Genomic DNA, 16968 nt, shown 5'->3' on the forward strand with positions numbered 1-16968 from the left:
ATAAAAGTGGCTTGTGCTATATGTTGGTTAGCACAAGCCATTTTTTTAATGATTAGCAGTAAAACGCAGCTCCTACAATAATCAATAGTATAAAAAGCACAACGATTAGTGCGAAGTTGCTTCCGTAGCCACCACCGCAGCCGTAGTTGTAGCCTCCTCCACAGTCGTATCCGCCATATCCAAAGCCCATGCTTTTTCACCTCCCGATTGTACAGTATTACTTTATGCAATTAGGGAAATTGTGTATAGACGTTTGCACTAATTTTTAGAATTATCGTTCGCCATGTTTAAGGCCAAAATCTACAAAGTCCTTTACATATAACTATTCTATTCAGCTTGTTCCTTGTAACTGAGAATTTTTAATTGATCATTTTCATATCCTATAATAAACTCATATGGTTTCGTTTCTTTTTTGGTTTTCTGCTTATTCGGCACATTCCGTTCTATAGTTATATCGACCACTGTCTTGATTCGATTGTTCTCAATAATGGTGCTATCCACTTCAGAAAAATCAAGTGATACGATGTTAATATACCTGTTTCTGAATTCCTGATAGGAGGAATCCAATTGGAGTGAACTTCCAAGCAGAGTATATGCTCCAACATAGTCGCGGATAGATATATTCTCTAAAAAGTATTCGGTTAAGTACACTGCTCCATCAAGTACTTGCTCGGAATCAGAAGAACGAATAAGGTCTGTAATACTTGAGAATTCAAGCTGTTCGTTCTGTGCTTCATTTGACCATTGTGTGATCTGGTCCAGCACCTCGACAATTGGAATGCTAAAACCAATTGTACCGTCTTGTGTTCCTACAGAATTAATACCAATAATTTCACCAGTTTCTCGTTTGATTAATGGACCACCGCTATTCCCCTGAGAAATTTGTGCTGAAATTTGGTAAACATTTGAGTAATTATATCCGTCCACATTAAAATGACGATCACTACCAGAAATAATACCAAGTGTTACTGTATTCTGAAAGCCATGCGGGCTCCCAAGCGCAATTACTTCATCGCCAATTTCAGCTATGTGTTCTGTTGCAATAGAAAGGGGAGTCCGACTGGCTAACTGTGGTACTCGAATAACAGCAACATCAATATCTTCACCGATTCCTACGACAGCAGCAGGATATATTTGGGCGTTGGCGGTACGAACGTAAATTGCATCCGCATCTTTAATAACATGTGCATTGGTAATAATGTCACCTTTTTCATTATATAGAAAACCGGAACCAGTAAAGGTACTTTGCTCATTCTGACCTTCAATTTGTATGACCGTTTTTTCGGCTTCATGAATAATCGATTTTAAATCGATTGCCGCCAGATCCTGTGTAATTTTGGTTACCATCGGATTATTTATTGGAATTTCTTGTGCTTTCCAGTTACTATGAAAATTAAAGATTACAATCGTGCCGATGATTAATATGATGACCGATGTAATAATAGGCAGGTGTCGCCTGCTTCGCATAGATGTTCACCTCGTTGATGGTACTATTATAGAGCTTGTATTTAATCCTTTTTTTTGAACTCGTTTTTTGCTTCGAATTATTCTGTATACCATGTAATTTTACTTATCTTTATTTCAAGATTGCTCGGTTTTTTATCTAAATCATAATGTGTGAATTCAAATTTACCAGTTTCATCGGGATAGAGGACATCTGGAAATGTAACAACCTCGTTTGTCAGAATTTCCGAGCCATCTTTTTCTTTGATTGTGTATTCAATAACCACCGAGTGTACCGGCACAGTGGCAACGCTCTTTACCTTGCCTTGAACAAAGATGTTGTCTTGCTTATCCTTTTTTATACTTGCAGAAACGAGCTCAATCGCATCATTTTCATTTAACTCATTTTCCTGTGCAGCACTATTCATTGCTTGCTCAATACGTTGCTGAACAGCTGTTTCAAATGCAGTTTTCTCTTTTCCAATCGTTATTTGAAGACTATCAAGCTTTTCTGATTCTGGTGCATATTTTAATCCGTCTTCTACTAACAATAGTGCATCATTAAACTGTTTTTGGTTCAGTTGTTCACTTGCTTTTGTGAAGGAATAATTAATGATCTGGTTACGTATTGTCTGTGTAAGCTCGTCCGCCCCCTCGTGATTAATAGCTTCTGCATCCCAAAGCATAATCTTTAAGTCATCGATAGTAGGATCTTGCTCTAAGTTATGTGTGAGCTCTGCGATTTTTAAATGGCTGCGGACAGTTTCTATTTGGTTAATCATTTGGTCAACTGCTAAGCCATTATAATTATTTAAAAGCGCAGATGCATCATGTATGATGGTGTTGGCTTCTTGGAAACGTTTTTCCTCTTGTAAGTGTTTTGCATCATTTAACGATTCCTCAATCTGTATGGCAATATCAGAGAACTTAAGTGATGTTTCTGCTTGTTCAAAATTATGGTGAACATCGATCGATTTTGAGAAAAGCTTTTGTGCTTCTTCATAGTTCCCTTCTGTGAATTGCTGTTCCCCTTGTGCATATAGCTCTTTAGCATCAGCAGTTTGATTTTTTAAAATTAAGTGATATACCCCTGAAAAGGAGGTAATAAGAAAAGCAACGATTATTGGAACAAGCCAGAATTTATTGAATTTCTTTTTATTAAAAATTCGGCTTTCTATATCATTTGGTAACGGTCTACCACATTTAATACAATATTGTTCCTTTTCCTTTACGTTGGTGCCGCAATAAGGGCAGTGGAACATGATAAGCCACCTCCAGCTTTAACTGCACATATACCGTGCTTCGTGTTGTCTAAGAAATGACAAGCTTGGTAACCGTTAAAAACATTGCCTGACAAGGTTTTTGTTTTATAAAATAGTACCATTGAATGTTTTGTTTTAATATAAAGCTAATTAAATTGCTTGAGATTTCCTTATATGATTTTATCATATTTTGCTTTATTTAGGGTGAGGATATTGGTATGATAGAGGAAGTTTAAGATATATTATTGTAAAGTTAGCAGTTAGGTAAAATGAAAGGGGTGCCACATCGATGGAAATTTTATTTGGTGTAGTTTGTTTTGGAATTCTCGCGCTTAACATAGGATACTGTTTGCTGGATAATGAAAAGTAATAGGAAAAGGGGCAGCGAAGAGCCGCCCCTTTAAAAAAGGATACGTATGATTTTTTATTTCGTTAATGCCCATTCACTGAATGGATATATAATTAATTCGGATCTCCCAATTATTTCCTCAGCTTGAATAAATCCGAGCCCATTTCGACTATCCTTACTAATTGCCCGATTATCACCCATAACAAAATAGCTGTTCTGTGGGATGGTAAGTGGTCCGATATTTCCGGTTTTATAAAGTGCATCATCCGTTAAAAAGGTTTGGACATATTTCTTACCGTCGATAATAAGATCGCTTCCGTTTATTTCAATGGTCTCACCAGGCAACCCAATAATTCTTTTTACATAATTTTTAGTCGGCCTTTGAATGATGACAACATCTCCGCGGTCTGGTTCACCTAAAATATAAATTATCTTATTAAAAATTACTCTTTCTCCATCTTCTAAGGTTGGATCCATACTTTCCCCCTCTACAATAGAGGTCGCAAAGATAAAGGTTCTAAGGAAAAGAGCGATTAAAATGGCTATAATGATAGCTTTCGTCCATTCGAGCCATTCGTTTTTCTTTTTGACTTCCGACATAGAAGTCACCCCTCCTGTACAAGTTTCAATATTAATAGTACCACAGACATAGGAAGTAATCGAACTTTAACTTATGTAAGGGTTTTACTGTACAAAGAAATAATCGGAGTTTTGTTCTAATTATTTGGTAATTTTGATTATAAATAGTATACTAAATTATAATAAGAACGTTTGTTTTGTTTTCGGGAGAGGAAAATTTTTTGGGTTGTTATCTTATTGCTGAAAATGATTGAAAATTAGATTTAGTTAAGAATGGAGAATGTTATTTTAAATGGAATCTACTGAAAATATTCTTAGTCGTATTGAATTTTTGCGTAAAAAAATGACTGATGTAGCTTTAAAAAAGGGATTTACGGATAATGAATCTGTCTACATCAGTCAAGAACTTGATCGGTTATTAAACCTTTATGAAAAAGTAAAACAAGAAACAACATCAACGAAAAGCTAATATCTATGTGCGTGGATATTTTATATAGCTTTTGCTATTTACAGTAACTGCTCGTGTTGTAAAAAGGATTCAATTCGGTTCAGTCCTTCTGTTAAGGTATCCAGATTATAAGCATATGATAATCGCATGTATCCTTCTCCCAATGAAGAGAAACTATCGCCGGGAACTAAAGCCACTTTCCCTTTTTGGACGAGAGCGATTCCGAGTTCAAACGAACTCATTTCCTTAATTGGGAATTTAGGGAAAAAGTAAAAGGCTCCATCGGGATTGCTTACGGTTAAACCCATTCGATTTAAACGTTCATATACATAGTCTCTTCTTTTTTTATATGCTTCCCGCATGAACTGAACGCTGTTTGAATTACGTGTTAGAGCTTCTAATGCTGCGTACTGACTAATAGATGAGGCACATGAAACATTATATTGATGAACTTTTAAGATATGTTCACTTATCCAGGCAGGAGCTAAAACGTAGCCGATACGAAAACCTGTCATGGAATGTGATTTGGATAAACCATTAATAACGATTGTTTTATTTTTTACTGATGGAAAACTTGCAATCGAAACATGCTCTCTATCAAAAAGTAATTCACTGTATATCTCATCTGCTAGAATAAAGATGTCTTTATCCTTTAATGCATCGGTTAAGTCTCGTAATTCTGCTTTTGTAAAAGATGCCCCTGTAGGGTTTGAGGGATATGGCAGGACAACGCATTTAGTTTTTGGTGTAATCTTTTCGGCTAATGCTTGTTTGGTTAGTTTAAAATTAGAACCAGTTGTATCGACAAATACAGCTTTGGCTCCTGCCAGTGTAATTAATGGTTCGTAACCGGGATAGATTGGTCCAGGTAAAATGACTTCATCTCCCGGAGAAAGAATCGTGCGAAATGTAATATCAATTGCTTGTGAAGCACCGGTAGTTACAATAATCTCTGAAGCTGGATTATAACTGATTCCATAATTTGTTTCATTGAACGAAGCGATAGCCTTTCTTAATTCGATAATACCAGCATTATGTGTATACGTCGTTTTATTTTGGAATATTGCATCTGATGCTGCTGTTTTTACATAATCTGGTGTGTGGAAGTCGGGTTGACCAATTGTGAGTTGGACTACATCCTTTTCGTCGGCAACCATTTGAAAAAATCGTCGGATACCTGATATTTGGATATTTTTAACATTACTATTGATTAAAGATTGCATGGAAATTACCGCCTTTTCTTGTAAAATAATATAATATGACAAAATTTTGAAGAAGTGTGACAATTTTTTAATAAAATGTTCAAATAATTTCGATTTATAACGATTAATTTGAGGTATAATATAGTTAGAACATTATAAGGAGTGTAACAGATGAGACCTAGAGCATTAAATTTTGAACAACTAGTTAAGCAAAATAAGCAAGATCTATTAAATGACGAAGAGAGAATTACACAAATAGAGATGCGTTTAGAGAAAAGGCAAGAAGCAAATGTAAAAGCTCTCCGAAATAAGGATCTTGAAATGAATCGTTAAGGAGTTACATAGAGCAGGATGTGAAAACATTCCTGCTTTTGTGTATATATGAGGATGTTCAAAAAAGTCCGGGAAAAATGACACGGCGAGAGCAGAAGATATTCAACTAAGACCGACATGTATAAAATGTCAAAGTCACCACAATCTGTGTAAACTCGTTGTTTTGTTTTTCCATTCATCACATGTTAAAGGATGCAATGAACTTTTGTAAAAACGTCTATATCATGTAGAAGCCCGGTACTCAAAACTTCTTGAATTTTTGGTTCCTTTTATCCTCTTTTTTGAAAAGGTACTATATGATATTTTGAATAAAATTATTTCACTAACCGTTAAAGGATAGATTTGCTCTTTTGTTTATAGACTCGTTTGTTTCTCCCGTAGAGCTGGACGATCAGCACAGCTCCAATAATACAGCCCATACCTAGCATTTGTACAAATGTAAAGGTCTCTAGAAAAATAAATATACCAATTAGTGTTGCTACAACTGGTTCGATAGTTGATAAGATAGAAGCTTTTGAGGCTTCTGTATACTGTAAGCCATACGTATAGAGTATGTATGCCAATGCAGTTGGCAAAATGCCGAGCCCTATTGCATAGAATAAAGCTGTTGCATCGAGCAGCAATGAGAACTTTTCCTGATATGGAAAAAAGGGTAGAAGTGTCACTGCAGCAACAATAAATGTAAATGACGTTACTTGTAAACTGGAATACTTTTGTAAGGAATATTTGCTGAAAATACTGTATAGTGCATATCCCAAACCAGAACCAAGACCAAATAATATACTTGCGAAGTCAAGGTTATTCAAATTTCCTGGTGATAAGCCAACCACTAAACACGTTCCCAATAAAGTCATAAAAAGGGCAATAATTTTGATGCGTGTAAAAGGCTCTTTAAATAAGAAAAAGGAAATAATTGTTACAAAAGTTGGTCCAGTATATAACAGAGCTGTAGCTATCGGTATAGTAGACAATTCAATGGCAGTAAACATACAGTAATTAAAAAATATTATACTGCATACTCCAGTCCCGATGAAATATTTAACGTCGCTATAATGCTTTAACTTCAGATTGCTCGATGAAAGGCTAAGCATGTATATAATTAATATAATAGCTGAAGACCATACTCGTAAAGTAACAACTTCCATTGGAGTGAAACCAAAAGCGTAAAGATGTTTCACAAACCAGCCAATCGTTCCCCAGAGTGCAGCACCCAAAATAATAAATAATATAGGTTTATTCAATCCATATTCCCTCCTTGTTCTCATCGTATTTACCTTAGAGTATAGCAAAAGAATGAAACGAATATAGTATATGAAATAAAAACATTGGAAAGAATGGTTAAATAAACAGTTTCGGAGGGATGGGAGCGGATTGAAGCACATTGAACTAATGTCATTTATCCATATTGGTAATGTTGGTTTTGATGCGAATTATGTTTATTTATTTTGTGGTCTTGTAAGTATACTGATTCTATATTTTTGTGTGAAATCACTTATTATATGGGTAGTTCAAATGAAATTTGATAGACTTCTTATCTACACTATCAGTAGCTTATTTATCATAGCTATCGTTTCTGGAATAGACTTAATAGTCGGGAATGAGATGGATGTGGCAAAAATTGCACTTCAAAGCATATCCTTATTTGGATTCCTCTTATCAATCGCGATATTGATTAAGCATTTTATCATAAATTAACATAGATAAGTTTAAATCCAACTAAATAGAAAAAGGTGAACTAAAGTGCAAGCGGTCTGATTGATGATATATCAATTTGAACGTGGCTGTTTGGTAGACGGCACGTATAGAAACATCCTATATAATTTCCATAAAAAAAGCACATGCAGTTTAGACTGCAATGTGCTTTAACCATTTTATTCTCGTAATCGATGGATTGCTTCCAGCCACTCATATACGGGCTGGAAATATTCGTTAGGTGCTTTTAACCTTGGTGGGGCTACATTCATTACTAACTCTTTCTCTGTTTCGGAGAGCTTCTCAAACGCGTCCTTCAAGGTGTGTGTTTGATCCGCGTAGCGTTGCAATTCATAAACAAAATTTTGAAGCTCTTGCATGGTAAACTCCTCCTTTGATTGTGTGATACCCTTAAGTCAATAAGGAATAAACATACAGGAGTTGGAGTTACGAATTACGACGTGAACTAGTTGGAGGCCATTCCATTTTTCCTAGTGCGGAAGGAGTATAGTAGGATGAAGTGTAACGTTTTTGCCTATGCTGCTCTTTCTTTTCCGGTTTCCAATCAATAAATCGGTAGACAATCCGTTTCGCTTGAGATAATGACATCTTTGATTGGGGGTTCCGATAGTTTTGGTCAAGGGAACCAAGATGTTTTAGCTGTTTGAAGTCTTCCTTTGATGGAGGTACATGGAAAAAATAATCATCTACTTTCACAAGTAATGTTGAATGTTGATTACTGCGCTTTGGATGATCTGAAAAATGTAGACCTATTTTTTCAGCTCTATTTTCGTCCAATAATTTATTGATTGTTGCTTTTTTAATTTGATATAAATGCTTTGGTTCAGGTGCTGTTTTTGCATGGCGATTAATAGTGAAAAGCGCTTGAGCCAAGTCTTGCAGTGGTATGTCCTGCTTCATTATTTTTCTCCTTTCCATCGTTCAATCCTAAACCTATCGTACCCCAAAGCTTGTCCGGTGGCAAATAAATATTATTTTTTATATTTGGGTGAGATGCATTATTCACTTAGCTGCATAGCCAACAATTTCCTGTGGGAAAATTAAAAAAAGAAGAGTGGCAGGTCTACTTCCGCTCTTCAGATTTTGAAACGTAAACTATTGAACTTTCTTTAAATCATTAACAATTAAATCTATTTCATTTGATTCTGTACCGCTATAGTATTTGATTACTTCGCCTTCAGGACTTACAAGGAAAAATCGGGTTCCGTGATATACTTGATCAGATCCTTCAGGGGGAGCTTCTACAAGGTTTCGAAAAGAATTGACAGAAAGTTCTTTGATTGTATTGAAATCATATCCAGTAAGAAAGTACCAATTAGTGAAATCCGCATCATAGCTCTTACCATATGCCTTCAGCACATCAGGTGAATCAAAATCAGGATCAACGCTAAACGACACAAGCTTCGCATCAATTCCTTCATCTTCAAGTTTTGTTTGTAATGCAGCCATGTTTGCGGTCATTGGCAGGCATACTGTTGTGCAATTTGTAAAAATGAAATCAGCAATCCACCATTCACCTTTTAGATTCTCAAGGCTTAATGTTTCATTGTCTTGGGTTGTAAACTCAAAGTCTGTAACCATTTCGGAGATGTTTGAATCGATTGCATATCCTCCGCAAGCTGATAAAAGGATACTAAGTCCTAAAAGTATAAATAAATGCTTCATTAGAATCTCCTTTCCAAATCTAATCTATAATTGAAAGACCTTTTTTAAGATAACCCTTGCAATATTTAAAGTAAGTATAACATTGCCTGTTAAATTCGCTGCACATTCCGATGAATTCTTTATGACAATTTCAGGCATTATGGAATGTCACTCACACATCCATGGATGACGAAAAGAAGTACGTAAAGATGGGGGGCATTCCATAAAATTCTACTTCTGCTCAAAAACCAGGCGGTCATACCACTATATATTCAGCAGGGATATTAGGAACTTTCTTGAATGAAGTTCTTAGATTATATGTGCTGATTTTGAAGTGTGTAAACATGCAATTCCGGCTTGCAAAGGAAGCGATATGGTAATCTTGTTGTTCCAATTCCACTGTTTACGAATAGTTTAAATTTATCGTCGTTTAAGTAATATTTACCTTGAACATATTTTTCTGCAAGCAAGGGTGTATATAAATCTCCAATAAACGGAAATCGCACCTGACCACCGTGACTATGGCCAGAGAGTTGGACATCAATAGGGAATTCGGCTGCAGTATCCGCGTAATCAGGTTCATGTGCAAGCAGTAGAGTGAAAAGGTTGGGATTTGCTTCATTTAAAGCTTCAGTTAAATCGGGATTTCCGAGCATGACATCATCGACACCTGCAAGCGTGAAATGGGAGTTATCCTTTGTAATAATAGCATGAGAGTTTTGGAGTAAATTGAAACCTGATTGTTCCATCACTTCATAAACAATATCCGTCCCGTAGCCGCCATGATCATGATTTCCATATATCCAATACTTGCCGTAGGTTGCTTGCATCGATAAAAGAATGTTGTTTAGCTCTTGTCCCCAATGATAATTATTAGGTTCGTCAACTAGGTCACCAGTAAAAACAATCAAATCGGGGTTTAGTGCATTTATTTTCCTCGCAAGTTCTTTAAGCTGATTTAATGAGTAATGAAATCCAATATGTGTATCCGAAAACTGAATTACTTTGAAATTATTAAAAATGGGATCTATTTTAGGGGAAGAAATGGTTTCTTCGGTAACTTTTAATAAGTGTGTTTCAATTTCTTTAGAATAATAGTAGGTGCCACCGCTAAGACCAATGAAAGTAAGCAAGCTTCCAATGGATCTTTTAATAAAAGTACGTCGATTCATCTTTGTCATACCTTTCTTGAATCATTAAACAGATGGTAAAATTATAGCACGAATGTATGGTAGTATAAATATAAAAGAATCTTTAGTACTAATATCGTTTCAATTCGACTAATTGACATTATTCAGCCATTTACTTATAATTAATTTGTATGGAATTTTCTAAAAATGAAAGACGCATCAACTGTTTTTGGGTTAATGCGTTTAACTATTAGCTTATTTTTCCTCAAAACTTGGCGGATGCTTTCCGGATATATCATGAGCATAAAATTTAATTGAATTGTTAATTGTACCGAAACGGCTACGACCACGAAGCGCTAAAGCGGCAGCGAGACTTCCTTCAACTCATGACAATCTGAAGAAGACTTGCCGGCTGGCTAAAACTCATAAATACACCAATTCCATGGGTAATTGCATTTACAATTTCTTCATTTTTACTGAATTTGTGTATTTTCATTAGCTACCCCTTTATTGTTAGGCATATATATAGTAGTAAACATCCGTTATTCCGTTATTTATTACACAGTCAAACATAGGAATCACAGCTATTGTGGAAATGAGAACCTTTCCCTTCAATCTGGATCGTACTGTGATTAATATTAAATTGTGTTTTAATTTTCTCATTAGCGGTTTGTAATATTTGATCACGATCAACGGTCTTATTGACAATAAGATGGCAGCTCATGGATGGAAATTCAGATGCAATGGACCAAACGTGGATATCATGAACATCTCCAACCCCGTCTAATTCCATTAAATTATTTTTAATGATTCATCAATACTAGCTGGTTTACCTTCCGATAAAATATGCAAAGACTGTCACGTCACCCATAAAACTACAATTAAATAGCTGCGAGAACACTTGCAATCGGTTCTGCAATATTCCATCCAAATAGTATAATCAGTAACCCAGCAGTAAGTGCTCCAACGGATCCGAGTAAATCACCAAGTACGTGAAGCGAAGCACTGCGAATATTTAAGTTTCCTTTGATTCACCACGCATCAGTAGCCAAGCGACAAAAATGTTAACGCTCGCTCAACCCGATAAATGCAACAATCATTATGCTTCCGCTCATGTGATGGTATTCCGAAATATTATACCTCCAATGTTGTATGTACTAGACTAACCTCATTGTATATGAACATATGTTCATGTTGTGAAATAAGTGCACAATTTTTGCAACTAAACTTGTTATAAGATGTATCCAAATTTTAGTTATGTTAATATAGATGTGGTGGCAAGTCCGAAATTACAGGCATTCGAAATGAAGTTACAAATAAATAGTATAGATTTATAAAGGGGCGTATGTTTTATGAGTATTATTCAAGATAAGGAATTTGCTAATATCTCGGTGGATGAATTACTAATTCCATCAGAGAAAGTTGCCCATGTACAATTAAATAATCCGTTAGAGCATGCATTGTTAGTATTGGTGAAATCTGGTTATTCTGCTGTTCCAGTGCTTGATGCATCGTATAAATTTGTTGGAATCATTGGAAAAACAGTTATCTTAAATCAAATATTAGGCATGGAACGATTTGAAATTGAAAAGCTTAGCGAAATGCGTGTTAAAGAAGTGATGAGTAGTGATATACCAACTCTTACAAGGGAACATACACTCTTAGACGGATTAAATGCAGTTATTGATCACGCCTTTGTCTGCTTAGTGGACCAAGACGGTTATTTCGATGGTATTTTAACGAGAAGAGCTATTTTAAAACAGCTGAAAAAAGATATCTATACGAGCTCGTATAAAAAATAAACTTTTTTCCCAGCACCTCAAAAGTTAGTTTCTATATCTAACTTTTGAGGTTTTTTTGTCTAAAATTATTGCGATGAGAAAACCACTCTGTTAAAGTATAAAATAGCTTTTTATCAGGAGGAGAAAAAACATGAACATGATGGATGCAAATGAAATAATCAGTTTTATCTCAAATAGTAAGAAAAGTACACCAGTTAAGGTTTACATCAAAGGAAATTTAAGTGACCTCGATATGGATGATTCAATTCAAGCATTTTTAGAGAATCAAACTGGAGTTTTATTCGGGGAATGGAGCAGCATTCAGATGTTCTTGGAACAGAATAAATCCTCAATTGCAGATTATGTCATTGAAAATGATCGCAGAAATTCAGCGATTCCATTATTAGATCTTAAAGGAATTAATGCGCGTATTGAACCGGGTGCAATTATACGTGACCAAGTTGATATTGGTGACGGTGTGGTTATTATGATGGGAGCTTCCATTAATATAGGAGCTGTTATTGGTGAGGGCACAATGATTGATATGAACGCTGTACTTGGTGGACGAGCTACTGTAGGCAAAAACTGTCATATCGGTGCTGGGACAGTACTTGCTGGAGTTATTGAACCCCCTTCAGCTAAACCAGTTATTGTGGAAGATGATGTTGTAATAGGAGCAAATGTTGTCGTATTAGAAGGAGTTTCAATTGGAAAGGGTGCTATCGTAGCTGCTGGAGCAATTGTAACAAAGGATGTTGCTCCATATACACTAGTCGGTGGTACTCCCGCTAAAGTATTAAAAGAAATTGATGAGCAAACGAAATCAAAAACAGAAATTAAACAGGAGCTTCGTAAACTAGATAATTAAGTAGGCGATGGTAATGAATTTACAGGAATTGCAAGAGATCAGAAGAGATCTGCATCAAATTCCAGAATTAGGTTTTCAAGAATTTAAAACACAGCAATATATATTGAAAAAAATCGAAGCAATGCACAATGAACGAGTTTTCGTTAAGACTTGGAAAACTGGAATACTTGTTAAAATAGCTGGTAATGCACCAAAGAAAATGATTGGTTTCCGTTGTGATATGGATGGTCTGCCAATTGTGGAGTCCACAGAGTTAGCATTCCAATCAACGCACACGGGAAAAATGCATGCTTGTGGTCACGATTTTCATATGACAATTGCACTTGGTGCAATGAAGCGCATTATCGATCAAAAAATCGACGACGATGTAGTGTTTATTTTTCAGCCGGCAGAGGAGGGGCCAGGAGGAGCGTTCCCAATGCTTCAATCTGTTGAGTTCCAGCAATGGAAGCCAGATGTTATCTTTGCATTACATATTGCTCCAGACCTTCCAGTTGGAACAGTGTCAACAAAATCCGGACTTCTTTTTGCTAATACAAGTGAATTGTTTATAGATTTTAAAGGCCTTGGTGGACATGCTGCATATCCACATCTGGCAAAAGACATGACAGTAGCTGCTAGCAATTTTGTAATCCAAATACAGCAAATTATTTCACGAGGATTAGATCCACTGGATCCTGCGGTTATTACGGTTGGGAAAATGGAAAGTGGCTTTGTTCAGAATGCGGTGGCGGAAACAGCGAGACTTGAAGGAACAATTCGAACATTAAATCCAAAATCACTTCTTATTATTAAGGAAAAGCTTGAAAAACTGAAACGAGGATTTGAAATTAGTTATGATTGTGAAATAACAATTGATTATGGAGCAAACTATTATCAAGTCTATAATGAAAAGAAGTATGTCGATGAATTTTATGAAACGATGAAACGAATTGGTATAACGTATCATGAGGCTAAAGAAGCGATGACTGGCGAGGATTTTGGAGATATGTTAAAAGTGATTCCAGGTTTTATGTTCTGGCTTGGGGTAAACTCTCCATATGGACTGCATCATGCAAAACTTAGCCCTGACGAAGCTGCATTAGAAGTTGGAGTGAAGGCAGTCGTACATACGGTTCAAACTCTCTCGAATTAATTGGTATATTGTTTACAACTTTGTAGATACTACAATTGTAAATGGATGCTTTAGGAGGGATTACGTATGGCAAGAATTGCTGTAGAAGAGAACTTAACCGATATTAAAACGGCATTAATGGAAATGGGACATGAAATTATTGACCTACGTACAGAAAGAGATGCGGCACATTGTGATTGCTGTGTAATTTCTGGTCAGGACAAAGATGTCATGGGTATGCAAACGACAAGTATAGCTGGACCAGTCATTAACGCGCAAGGTCAGACTTCTGAAGATGTTTGTCAAGCGGTCAATGAAAAGTTGAGCCAATAAATAAACGACTAATGATGTGAGTAATTAAGTGCGACAATCAACTATCATCTGGAAGGTGATAGTTGGTTGTCGCTTTTTTATGTGAATGGCACAGTCGATTTATACTTATCATATATAAATTAAAGAGCTATAAAAAAGATTTTCAAACATATTTGTGCTTTTTCGGAAAGTCTGAAACTTTCCTGTTTGCACAGTACAATTAAGGCATCCGTATAGGAGGTTTGTACGCTGAATTATAAAAGTTTCTAAGGAAGCAAAGAACACTTGCATAAGAAAGTCCTTTAACGTATGTCAATTTTTCTAAATTTAAGGAGGTTTCTCGATTGAGATTAAGAGATCATATGCCTGAATTAGGGGAGAGTATGTGGATTAATAGTAGTGGTGTAAGGAGGGAGGACATAATTGGTGAGATACCAACACTGATATATTTTTGGTCGATAAGCTGCGGATCTTGTAAAAAATCGATCCCTTCCATAAATCAAATCCGTGATGAGTTAAAAGGGAAGTTAAACGTAATAAGTGTCCATACACCACTTTCAGAGTCCGATAATGACCTTTCAAAAATAAGAGCAGCAGTAGTGGAGAAGAATATTACAGATCCAGTGCTTGTGGATATGGATGAACGTCTATCAGATTCGTTTAATTTTCGTTATGTTCCTGCTTATTATGTGTTTGATAAAGCTGGAATGCTTCGGCACGCACAATCTGGATCGGAAGGAATTGCACTACTGCGCAGAAGGTTGGAAAGAGTGTTAAAGGAGAATAGCTGATTCAGAGAAAAGTACACCTTGACAATTGCTCTGGTGTGCTTTTTCTTTTGGTGAAAAAAGTGAAATACTTCTATTGTAATAAGTGCAACTAAGACATTCACTTAAAAGCTTTTCGAACGGTACGTTTTCTTGGAATAGAAAGCATAATAAAAATTTTAAAAATATTTAACAAAAAATGTAGCAATTTATTTCGGAAACCGTTATATTAGTAAATACGGTAAAACAACTTAGAGGGGAGTGGAAATATTATGGAGACATTTAAAAAACTGAAACGCTTTTATTGGCCATACAAGAAATACTTTTTCTGGTCTTTATTCTTTTTAATTTTTGTAACAGCTATCACTGTTGTTTATCCCATAATTTTGCAAATTACGATCGATGAAGTGGTTAGACAATCAAGATATGAATTAATACCAGTGATTGGCATTTCTTTTCTTGGCTTAATGATAGTAAAAGGGGTTTCTATATTTTTCTTTCAGTACTTAGGAGACCTTTTCGGAATGACATCGGTTTATAAACTAAGAGAAGCTTTATATGATAAGCTTCAACGATTAGCATTTAAATATTATGACAATGCTAAAACAGGTGACATTATGTCGAGATTAACGGCTGATGTGGAAGGATTTCGCTTCTTTCTTTCTGTGGGGTTTGCAGAGCTTATTCGTGTTGTGTTGCTTATTCTGATTAGTTTGGGCATTATGTTCTATTACTCTGTTCCACTCGCACTCGTCACGATGGCTGCTATTCCTTTTCTTGCTATCGTTGTATTTAAGTTTGATAAACGGGTACATCCGGCATTTCGAGAAATCAGAAAATCCTTTGGCAGGCTTAACACCCGTGTGCAGGAAAACATTAGTGGAATGAATACAGTTAAATCCTTATCAAGAGAGGACTTTGAAATTGGAAGGTTTTCAACGAATAATGATAACTATCGGCAAAACTATTTGAAAACCTCTTCGCTTTGGGCAAAGTATTTTCCCTTTATGGAATTCATCGGTAATGTTTGTGTCGTAGCATTATTGGCGTACGGTGGATATCTGGTGATGCAAGGAAGTTTAATGTTGGGTGAGCTCGTTGCGTTTTTTAGTTTAGTATGGTATATTCTCGGACCATTAATGAATCTAGGTTTTATCGTGAATCAGTTTTCACAGGCGAAAGCTTCCGGTGAAAGGCTTATTGAGATCCTGGATGCAAATGAAGATATTGTTGAAAAAGAAAATGCGGTTGTTGAGCCACTCAAAGGTCATGTTACGTTTCATGACGTTACATTAAATTACATTGAAGGTGATGATGCTGCACTTTCTCATATCAGCTTCGATGCACCGCCTGGAAAGGTAATTGGACTAATTGGTGCAACTGGGTCCGGTAAAACAAGTATAACACAGCTTATTACTCGTTTTTATGAGCCGCAGCATGGTGAGGTATTAGTTGATGGAAGACCTGTAGCAGACTATAAATTGAAAAACCTCAGGAAACATATTGGTTTCGTATTACAAGAACCGTTTTTATTCTCTACCTCGATTCGCGAAAATATTGCATATGGAAATCCAGATGTAACAGGGGAGCAAATCATAGATGCTGCTAAACGTGCGCAGGCACATGATTTTATAATGGAAATGCCAGATGGCTATGAAACAATGCTTGGTGAACGAGGCATGGGGTTATCTGGTGGGCAAAAACAACGGATAGCAATTGCCAGAGCGATTTGTATCAATCCAAGTATTCTAGTTTTAGATGATGCCACATCCGCAGTAGATATGGAAACAGAATTTAAAATTCAGCAAGCATTGAGAGAGGTAATGAAAGGGCGAACAACGTTTATTATTGCTCACCGCATTTCTTCTTTAAAATATGCAGATGAAATTATAGTGTTGGAAGATGGTAAAGTTGTGGAGCGTGGTACACATGAATTTCTTGTGAAGAATCATGGTCCATATGAACGTATTTATAATATCCAATATCAGGACAGGGAAGAGATCATGAATGCTGTTCATTAACA

The 16968-nt window shown here is 36.0% G+C and carries 21 protein-coding genes; 9 read left to right on the forward strand and 12 right to left on the reverse strand.

From position 1 onward, the window contains the following. Positions 1–52: 52 nt before the first annotated feature. The 4 genes from NST46_RS14045 to lepB all read right to left on the reverse strand — a co-directional run bounded on the left by NST46_RS14045 (position 53) and on the right by lepB (position 3654). Complete coding sequence (locus tag NST46_RS14045) at positions 53–190, reverse strand: YjcZ family sporulation protein (RefSeq protein ID WP_095308408.1); 138 nt, start codon at positions 188–190, stop codon at positions 53–55. Positions 191–327: 137 nt separating this feature from the next. After that, positions 328–1467, reverse strand: a complete 1140-nt coding sequence (locus NST46_RS14050; RefSeq protein WP_095308409.1) for a S1C family serine protease — start codon at positions 1465–1467, stop codon at positions 328–330. A gap of 77 nt (positions 1468–1544) precedes the next feature. Next, positions 1545–2705 carry a zinc-ribbon domain-containing protein gene (locus NST46_RS14055; protein ID WP_340002014.1) on the reverse strand — a complete coding sequence of 387 codons (1161 nt, stop codon included), beginning with the start codon at positions 2703–2705 and terminating at the stop codon, positions 1545–1547. A gap of 424 nt (positions 2706–3129) precedes the next feature. Then, entirely contained in the window at positions 3130–3654 is a 525-nt protein-coding gene (gene lepB, locus NST46_RS14060; RefSeq protein WP_095308412.1) for a signal peptidase I, read from the reverse strand. A gap of 271 nt (positions 3655–3925) precedes the next feature. Between lepB and NST46_RS14065 the strand changes: the two genes are divergently transcribed. Further along, complete coding sequence (locus tag NST46_RS14065; protein ID WP_095308413.1) at positions 3926–4102, forward strand: aspartyl-phosphate phosphatase Spo0E family protein; 177 nt, start codon at positions 3926–3928, stop codon at positions 4100–4102. A gap of 38 nt (positions 4103–4140) precedes the next feature. On the opposite strand, the gene NST46_RS14070 is transcribed toward NST46_RS14065, so the two are convergent. Further along, positions 4141–5304, reverse strand: a complete 1164-nt coding sequence (locus NST46_RS14070; RefSeq protein ID WP_095308414.1) for an aminotransferase A — start codon at positions 5302–5304, stop codon at positions 4141–4143. Between the two features lie 150 nt (positions 5305–5454). Here NST46_RS14070 and NST46_RS14075 point away from each other — a divergent pair, with 150 nt between their 5' ends. Next, positions 5455–5616 carry an FbpB family small basic protein gene (locus NST46_RS14075; RefSeq protein ID WP_095308415.1) on the forward strand — a complete coding sequence of 54 codons (162 nt, stop codon included), beginning with the start codon at positions 5455–5457 and terminating at the stop codon, positions 5614–5616. A 329-nt stretch (positions 5617–5945) separates the two neighbouring features. Here the strand turns inward: NST46_RS14075 and NST46_RS14080 are convergent, their stop codons facing one another. Next, complete coding sequence (locus NST46_RS14080) at positions 5946–6857, reverse strand: DMT family transporter (protein ID WP_341137400.1); 912 nt, start codon at positions 6855–6857, stop codon at positions 5946–5948. A 130-nt stretch (positions 6858–6987) separates the two neighbouring features. On the opposite strand from NST46_RS14080, the gene NST46_RS14085 reads away from it, so the two are divergent. Next, a complete protein-coding gene (locus NST46_RS14085) occupies positions 6988–7311 on the forward strand; it encodes a hypothetical protein (protein WP_095308418.1) in 324 nt (107 codons plus the stop codon). A 176-nt stretch (positions 7312–7487) separates the two neighbouring features. On the opposite strand, the gene NST46_RS14090 is transcribed toward NST46_RS14085, so the two are convergent. The 6 genes from NST46_RS14090 to NST46_RS14115 all read right to left on the reverse strand — a co-directional run bounded on the left by NST46_RS14090 (position 7488) and on the right by NST46_RS14115 (position 11134). Beyond that, positions 7488–7688, reverse strand: coding sequence for a hypothetical protein (locus NST46_RS14090; protein ID WP_095308419.1), 201 nt, complete (start codon positions 7686–7688; stop codon positions 7488–7490). Between the two features lie 67 nt (positions 7689–7755). Then, positions 7756–8229, reverse strand: a complete 474-nt coding sequence (locus tag NST46_RS14095; protein ID WP_095308420.1) for a YkyB family protein — start codon at positions 8227–8229, stop codon at positions 7756–7758. A 195-nt stretch (positions 8230–8424) separates the two neighbouring features. Further along, positions 8425–8994 (reverse strand): SCO family protein, encoded by a 570-nt coding sequence (locus NST46_RS14100; protein WP_095308422.1) that lies wholly within the window; start codon positions 8992–8994, stop codon positions 8425–8427. Between the two features lie 293 nt (positions 8995–9287). Further along, positions 9288–10145 carry a metallophosphoesterase gene (locus tag NST46_RS14105; protein ID WP_095308423.1) on the reverse strand — a complete coding sequence of 286 codons (858 nt, stop codon included), beginning with the start codon at positions 10143–10145 and terminating at the stop codon, positions 9288–9290. 523 nt (positions 10146–10668) lie between these two features. Next, positions 10669–10896: a cation transporter dimerization domain-containing protein gene (locus tag NST46_RS14110; RefSeq protein ID WP_251659084.1), complete on the reverse strand. Its 228-nt coding sequence runs from the start codon at positions 10894–10896 to the stop codon at positions 10669–10671. A gap of 88 nt (positions 10897–10984) precedes the next feature. Continuing rightward, positions 10985–11134 carry a cation transporter gene (locus NST46_RS14115; RefSeq protein WP_341137755.1) on the reverse strand — a complete coding sequence of 50 codons (150 nt, stop codon included), beginning with the start codon at positions 11132–11134 and terminating at the stop codon, positions 10985–10987. Positions 11135–11455: 321 nt separating this feature from the next. On the opposite strand from NST46_RS14115, the gene cbpB reads away from it, so the two are divergent. From cbpB to NST46_RS14145, 6 genes are all read left to right on the forward strand, one after another. Then, positions 11456–11905, forward strand: a complete 450-nt coding sequence (cbpB, locus tag NST46_RS14120) for a cyclic-di-AMP-binding protein CbpB (protein WP_095308425.1) — start codon at positions 11456–11458, stop codon at positions 11903–11905. Between the two features lie 130 nt (positions 11906–12035). After that, positions 12036–12752 carry a 2,3,4,5-tetrahydropyridine-2,6-dicarboxylate N-acetyltransferase gene (gene dapD, locus NST46_RS14125; RefSeq protein WP_303448234.1) on the forward strand — a complete coding sequence of 239 codons (717 nt, stop codon included), beginning with the start codon at positions 12036–12038 and terminating at the stop codon, positions 12750–12752. A gap of 13 nt (positions 12753–12765) precedes the next feature. Continuing rightward, positions 12766–13887 carry an N-acetyldiaminopimelate deacetylase gene (locus NST46_RS14130; protein ID WP_095308450.1) on the forward strand — a complete coding sequence of 374 codons (1122 nt, stop codon included), beginning with the start codon at positions 12766–12768 and terminating at the stop codon, positions 13885–13887. Positions 13888–13953: 66 nt separating this feature from the next. Further along, positions 13954–14199, forward strand: a complete 246-nt coding sequence (locus NST46_RS14135) for a YkuS family protein (protein ID WP_095308427.1) — start codon at positions 13954–13956, stop codon at positions 14197–14199. 323 nt (positions 14200–14522) lie between these two features. After that, a complete protein-coding gene (locus NST46_RS14140; protein WP_341137401.1) occupies positions 14523–14969 on the forward strand; it encodes a TlpA family protein disulfide reductase in 447 nt (148 codons plus the stop codon). 248 nt (positions 14970–15217) lie between these two features. Next, positions 15218–16966: an ABC transporter ATP-binding protein gene (locus tag NST46_RS14145; RefSeq protein ID WP_118888984.1), complete on the forward strand. Its 1749-nt coding sequence runs from the start codon at positions 15218–15220 to the stop codon at positions 16964–16966. Positions 16967–16968 lie beyond the last annotated feature (2 nt).

This window comes from Oceanobacillus sp. FSL W7-1309 (genome assembly GCF_038002145.1).
Lineage (GTDB): Bacteria > Bacillota > Bacilli > Bacillales > Amphibacillaceae > Oceanobacillus > Oceanobacillus profundus.

Excerpts from the sequence above, each read along its gene's own strand:
- NST46_RS14045 (WP_095308408.1), bottom strand. The coding sequence starts at position 190 with ATGGGCTTTGGATATGGCGGATACGACTGTGGAGGAGGCTACAACTAC.
- NST46_RS14050 (WP_095308409.1), bottom strand. The coding sequence starts at position 1,467 with ATGCGAAGCAGGCGACACCTGCCTATTATTACATCGGTCATCATATTA.
- NST46_RS14055 (WP_340002014.1), bottom strand. The coding sequence starts at position 2,705 with ATGTTCCACTGCCCTTATTGCGGCACCAACGTAAAGGAAAAGGAACAA.
- lepB (WP_095308412.1), bottom strand. The coding sequence starts at position 3,654 with ATGTCGGAAGTCAAAAAGAAAAACGAATGGCTCGAATGGACGAAAGCT.
- NST46_RS14065 (WP_095308413.1), top strand. The coding sequence starts at position 3,926 with ATGGAATCTACTGAAAATATTCTTAGTCGTATTGAATTTTTGCGTAAA.
- NST46_RS14070 (WP_095308414.1), bottom strand. The coding sequence starts at position 5,304 with ATGCAATCTTTAATCAATAGTAATGTTAAAAATATCCAAATATCAGGT.
- NST46_RS14075 (WP_095308415.1), top strand. The coding sequence starts at position 5,455 with ATGAGACCTAGAGCATTAAATTTTGAACAACTAGTTAAGCAAAATAAG.
- NST46_RS14090 (WP_095308419.1), bottom strand. The coding sequence starts at position 7,688 with ATGCAAGAGCTTCAAAATTTTGTTTATGAATTGCAACGCTACGCGGAT.
- NST46_RS14095 (WP_095308420.1), bottom strand. The coding sequence starts at position 8,229 with ATGAAGCAGGACATACCACTGCAAGACTTGGCTCAAGCGCTTTTCACT.
- NST46_RS14100 (WP_095308422.1), bottom strand. The coding sequence starts at position 8,994 with ATGAAGCATTTATTTATACTTTTAGGACTTAGTATCCTTTTATCAGCT.
- NST46_RS14105 (WP_095308423.1), bottom strand. The coding sequence starts at position 10,145 with ATGAATCGACGTACTTTTATTAAAAGATCCATTGGAAGCTTGCTTACT.
- NST46_RS14110 (WP_251659084.1), bottom strand. The coding sequence starts at position 10,896 with ATGGAATTAGACGGGGTTGGAGATGTTCATGATATCCACGTTTGGTCC.
- cbpB (WP_095308425.1), top strand. The coding sequence starts at position 11,456 with ATGAGTATTATTCAAGATAAGGAATTTGCTAATATCTCGGTGGATGAA.
- dapD (WP_303448234.1), top strand. The coding sequence starts at position 12,036 with ATGAACATGATGGATGCAAATGAAATAATCAGTTTTATCTCAAATAGT.
- NST46_RS14130 (WP_095308450.1), top strand. The coding sequence starts at position 12,766 with ATGAATTTACAGGAATTGCAAGAGATCAGAAGAGATCTGCATCAAATT.
- NST46_RS14135 (WP_095308427.1), top strand. The coding sequence starts at position 13,954 with ATGGCAAGAATTGCTGTAGAAGAGAACTTAACCGATATTAAAACGGCA.
- NST46_RS14145 (WP_118888984.1), top strand. The coding sequence starts at position 15,218 with ATGGAGACATTTAAAAAACTGAAACGCTTTTATTGGCCATACAAGAAA.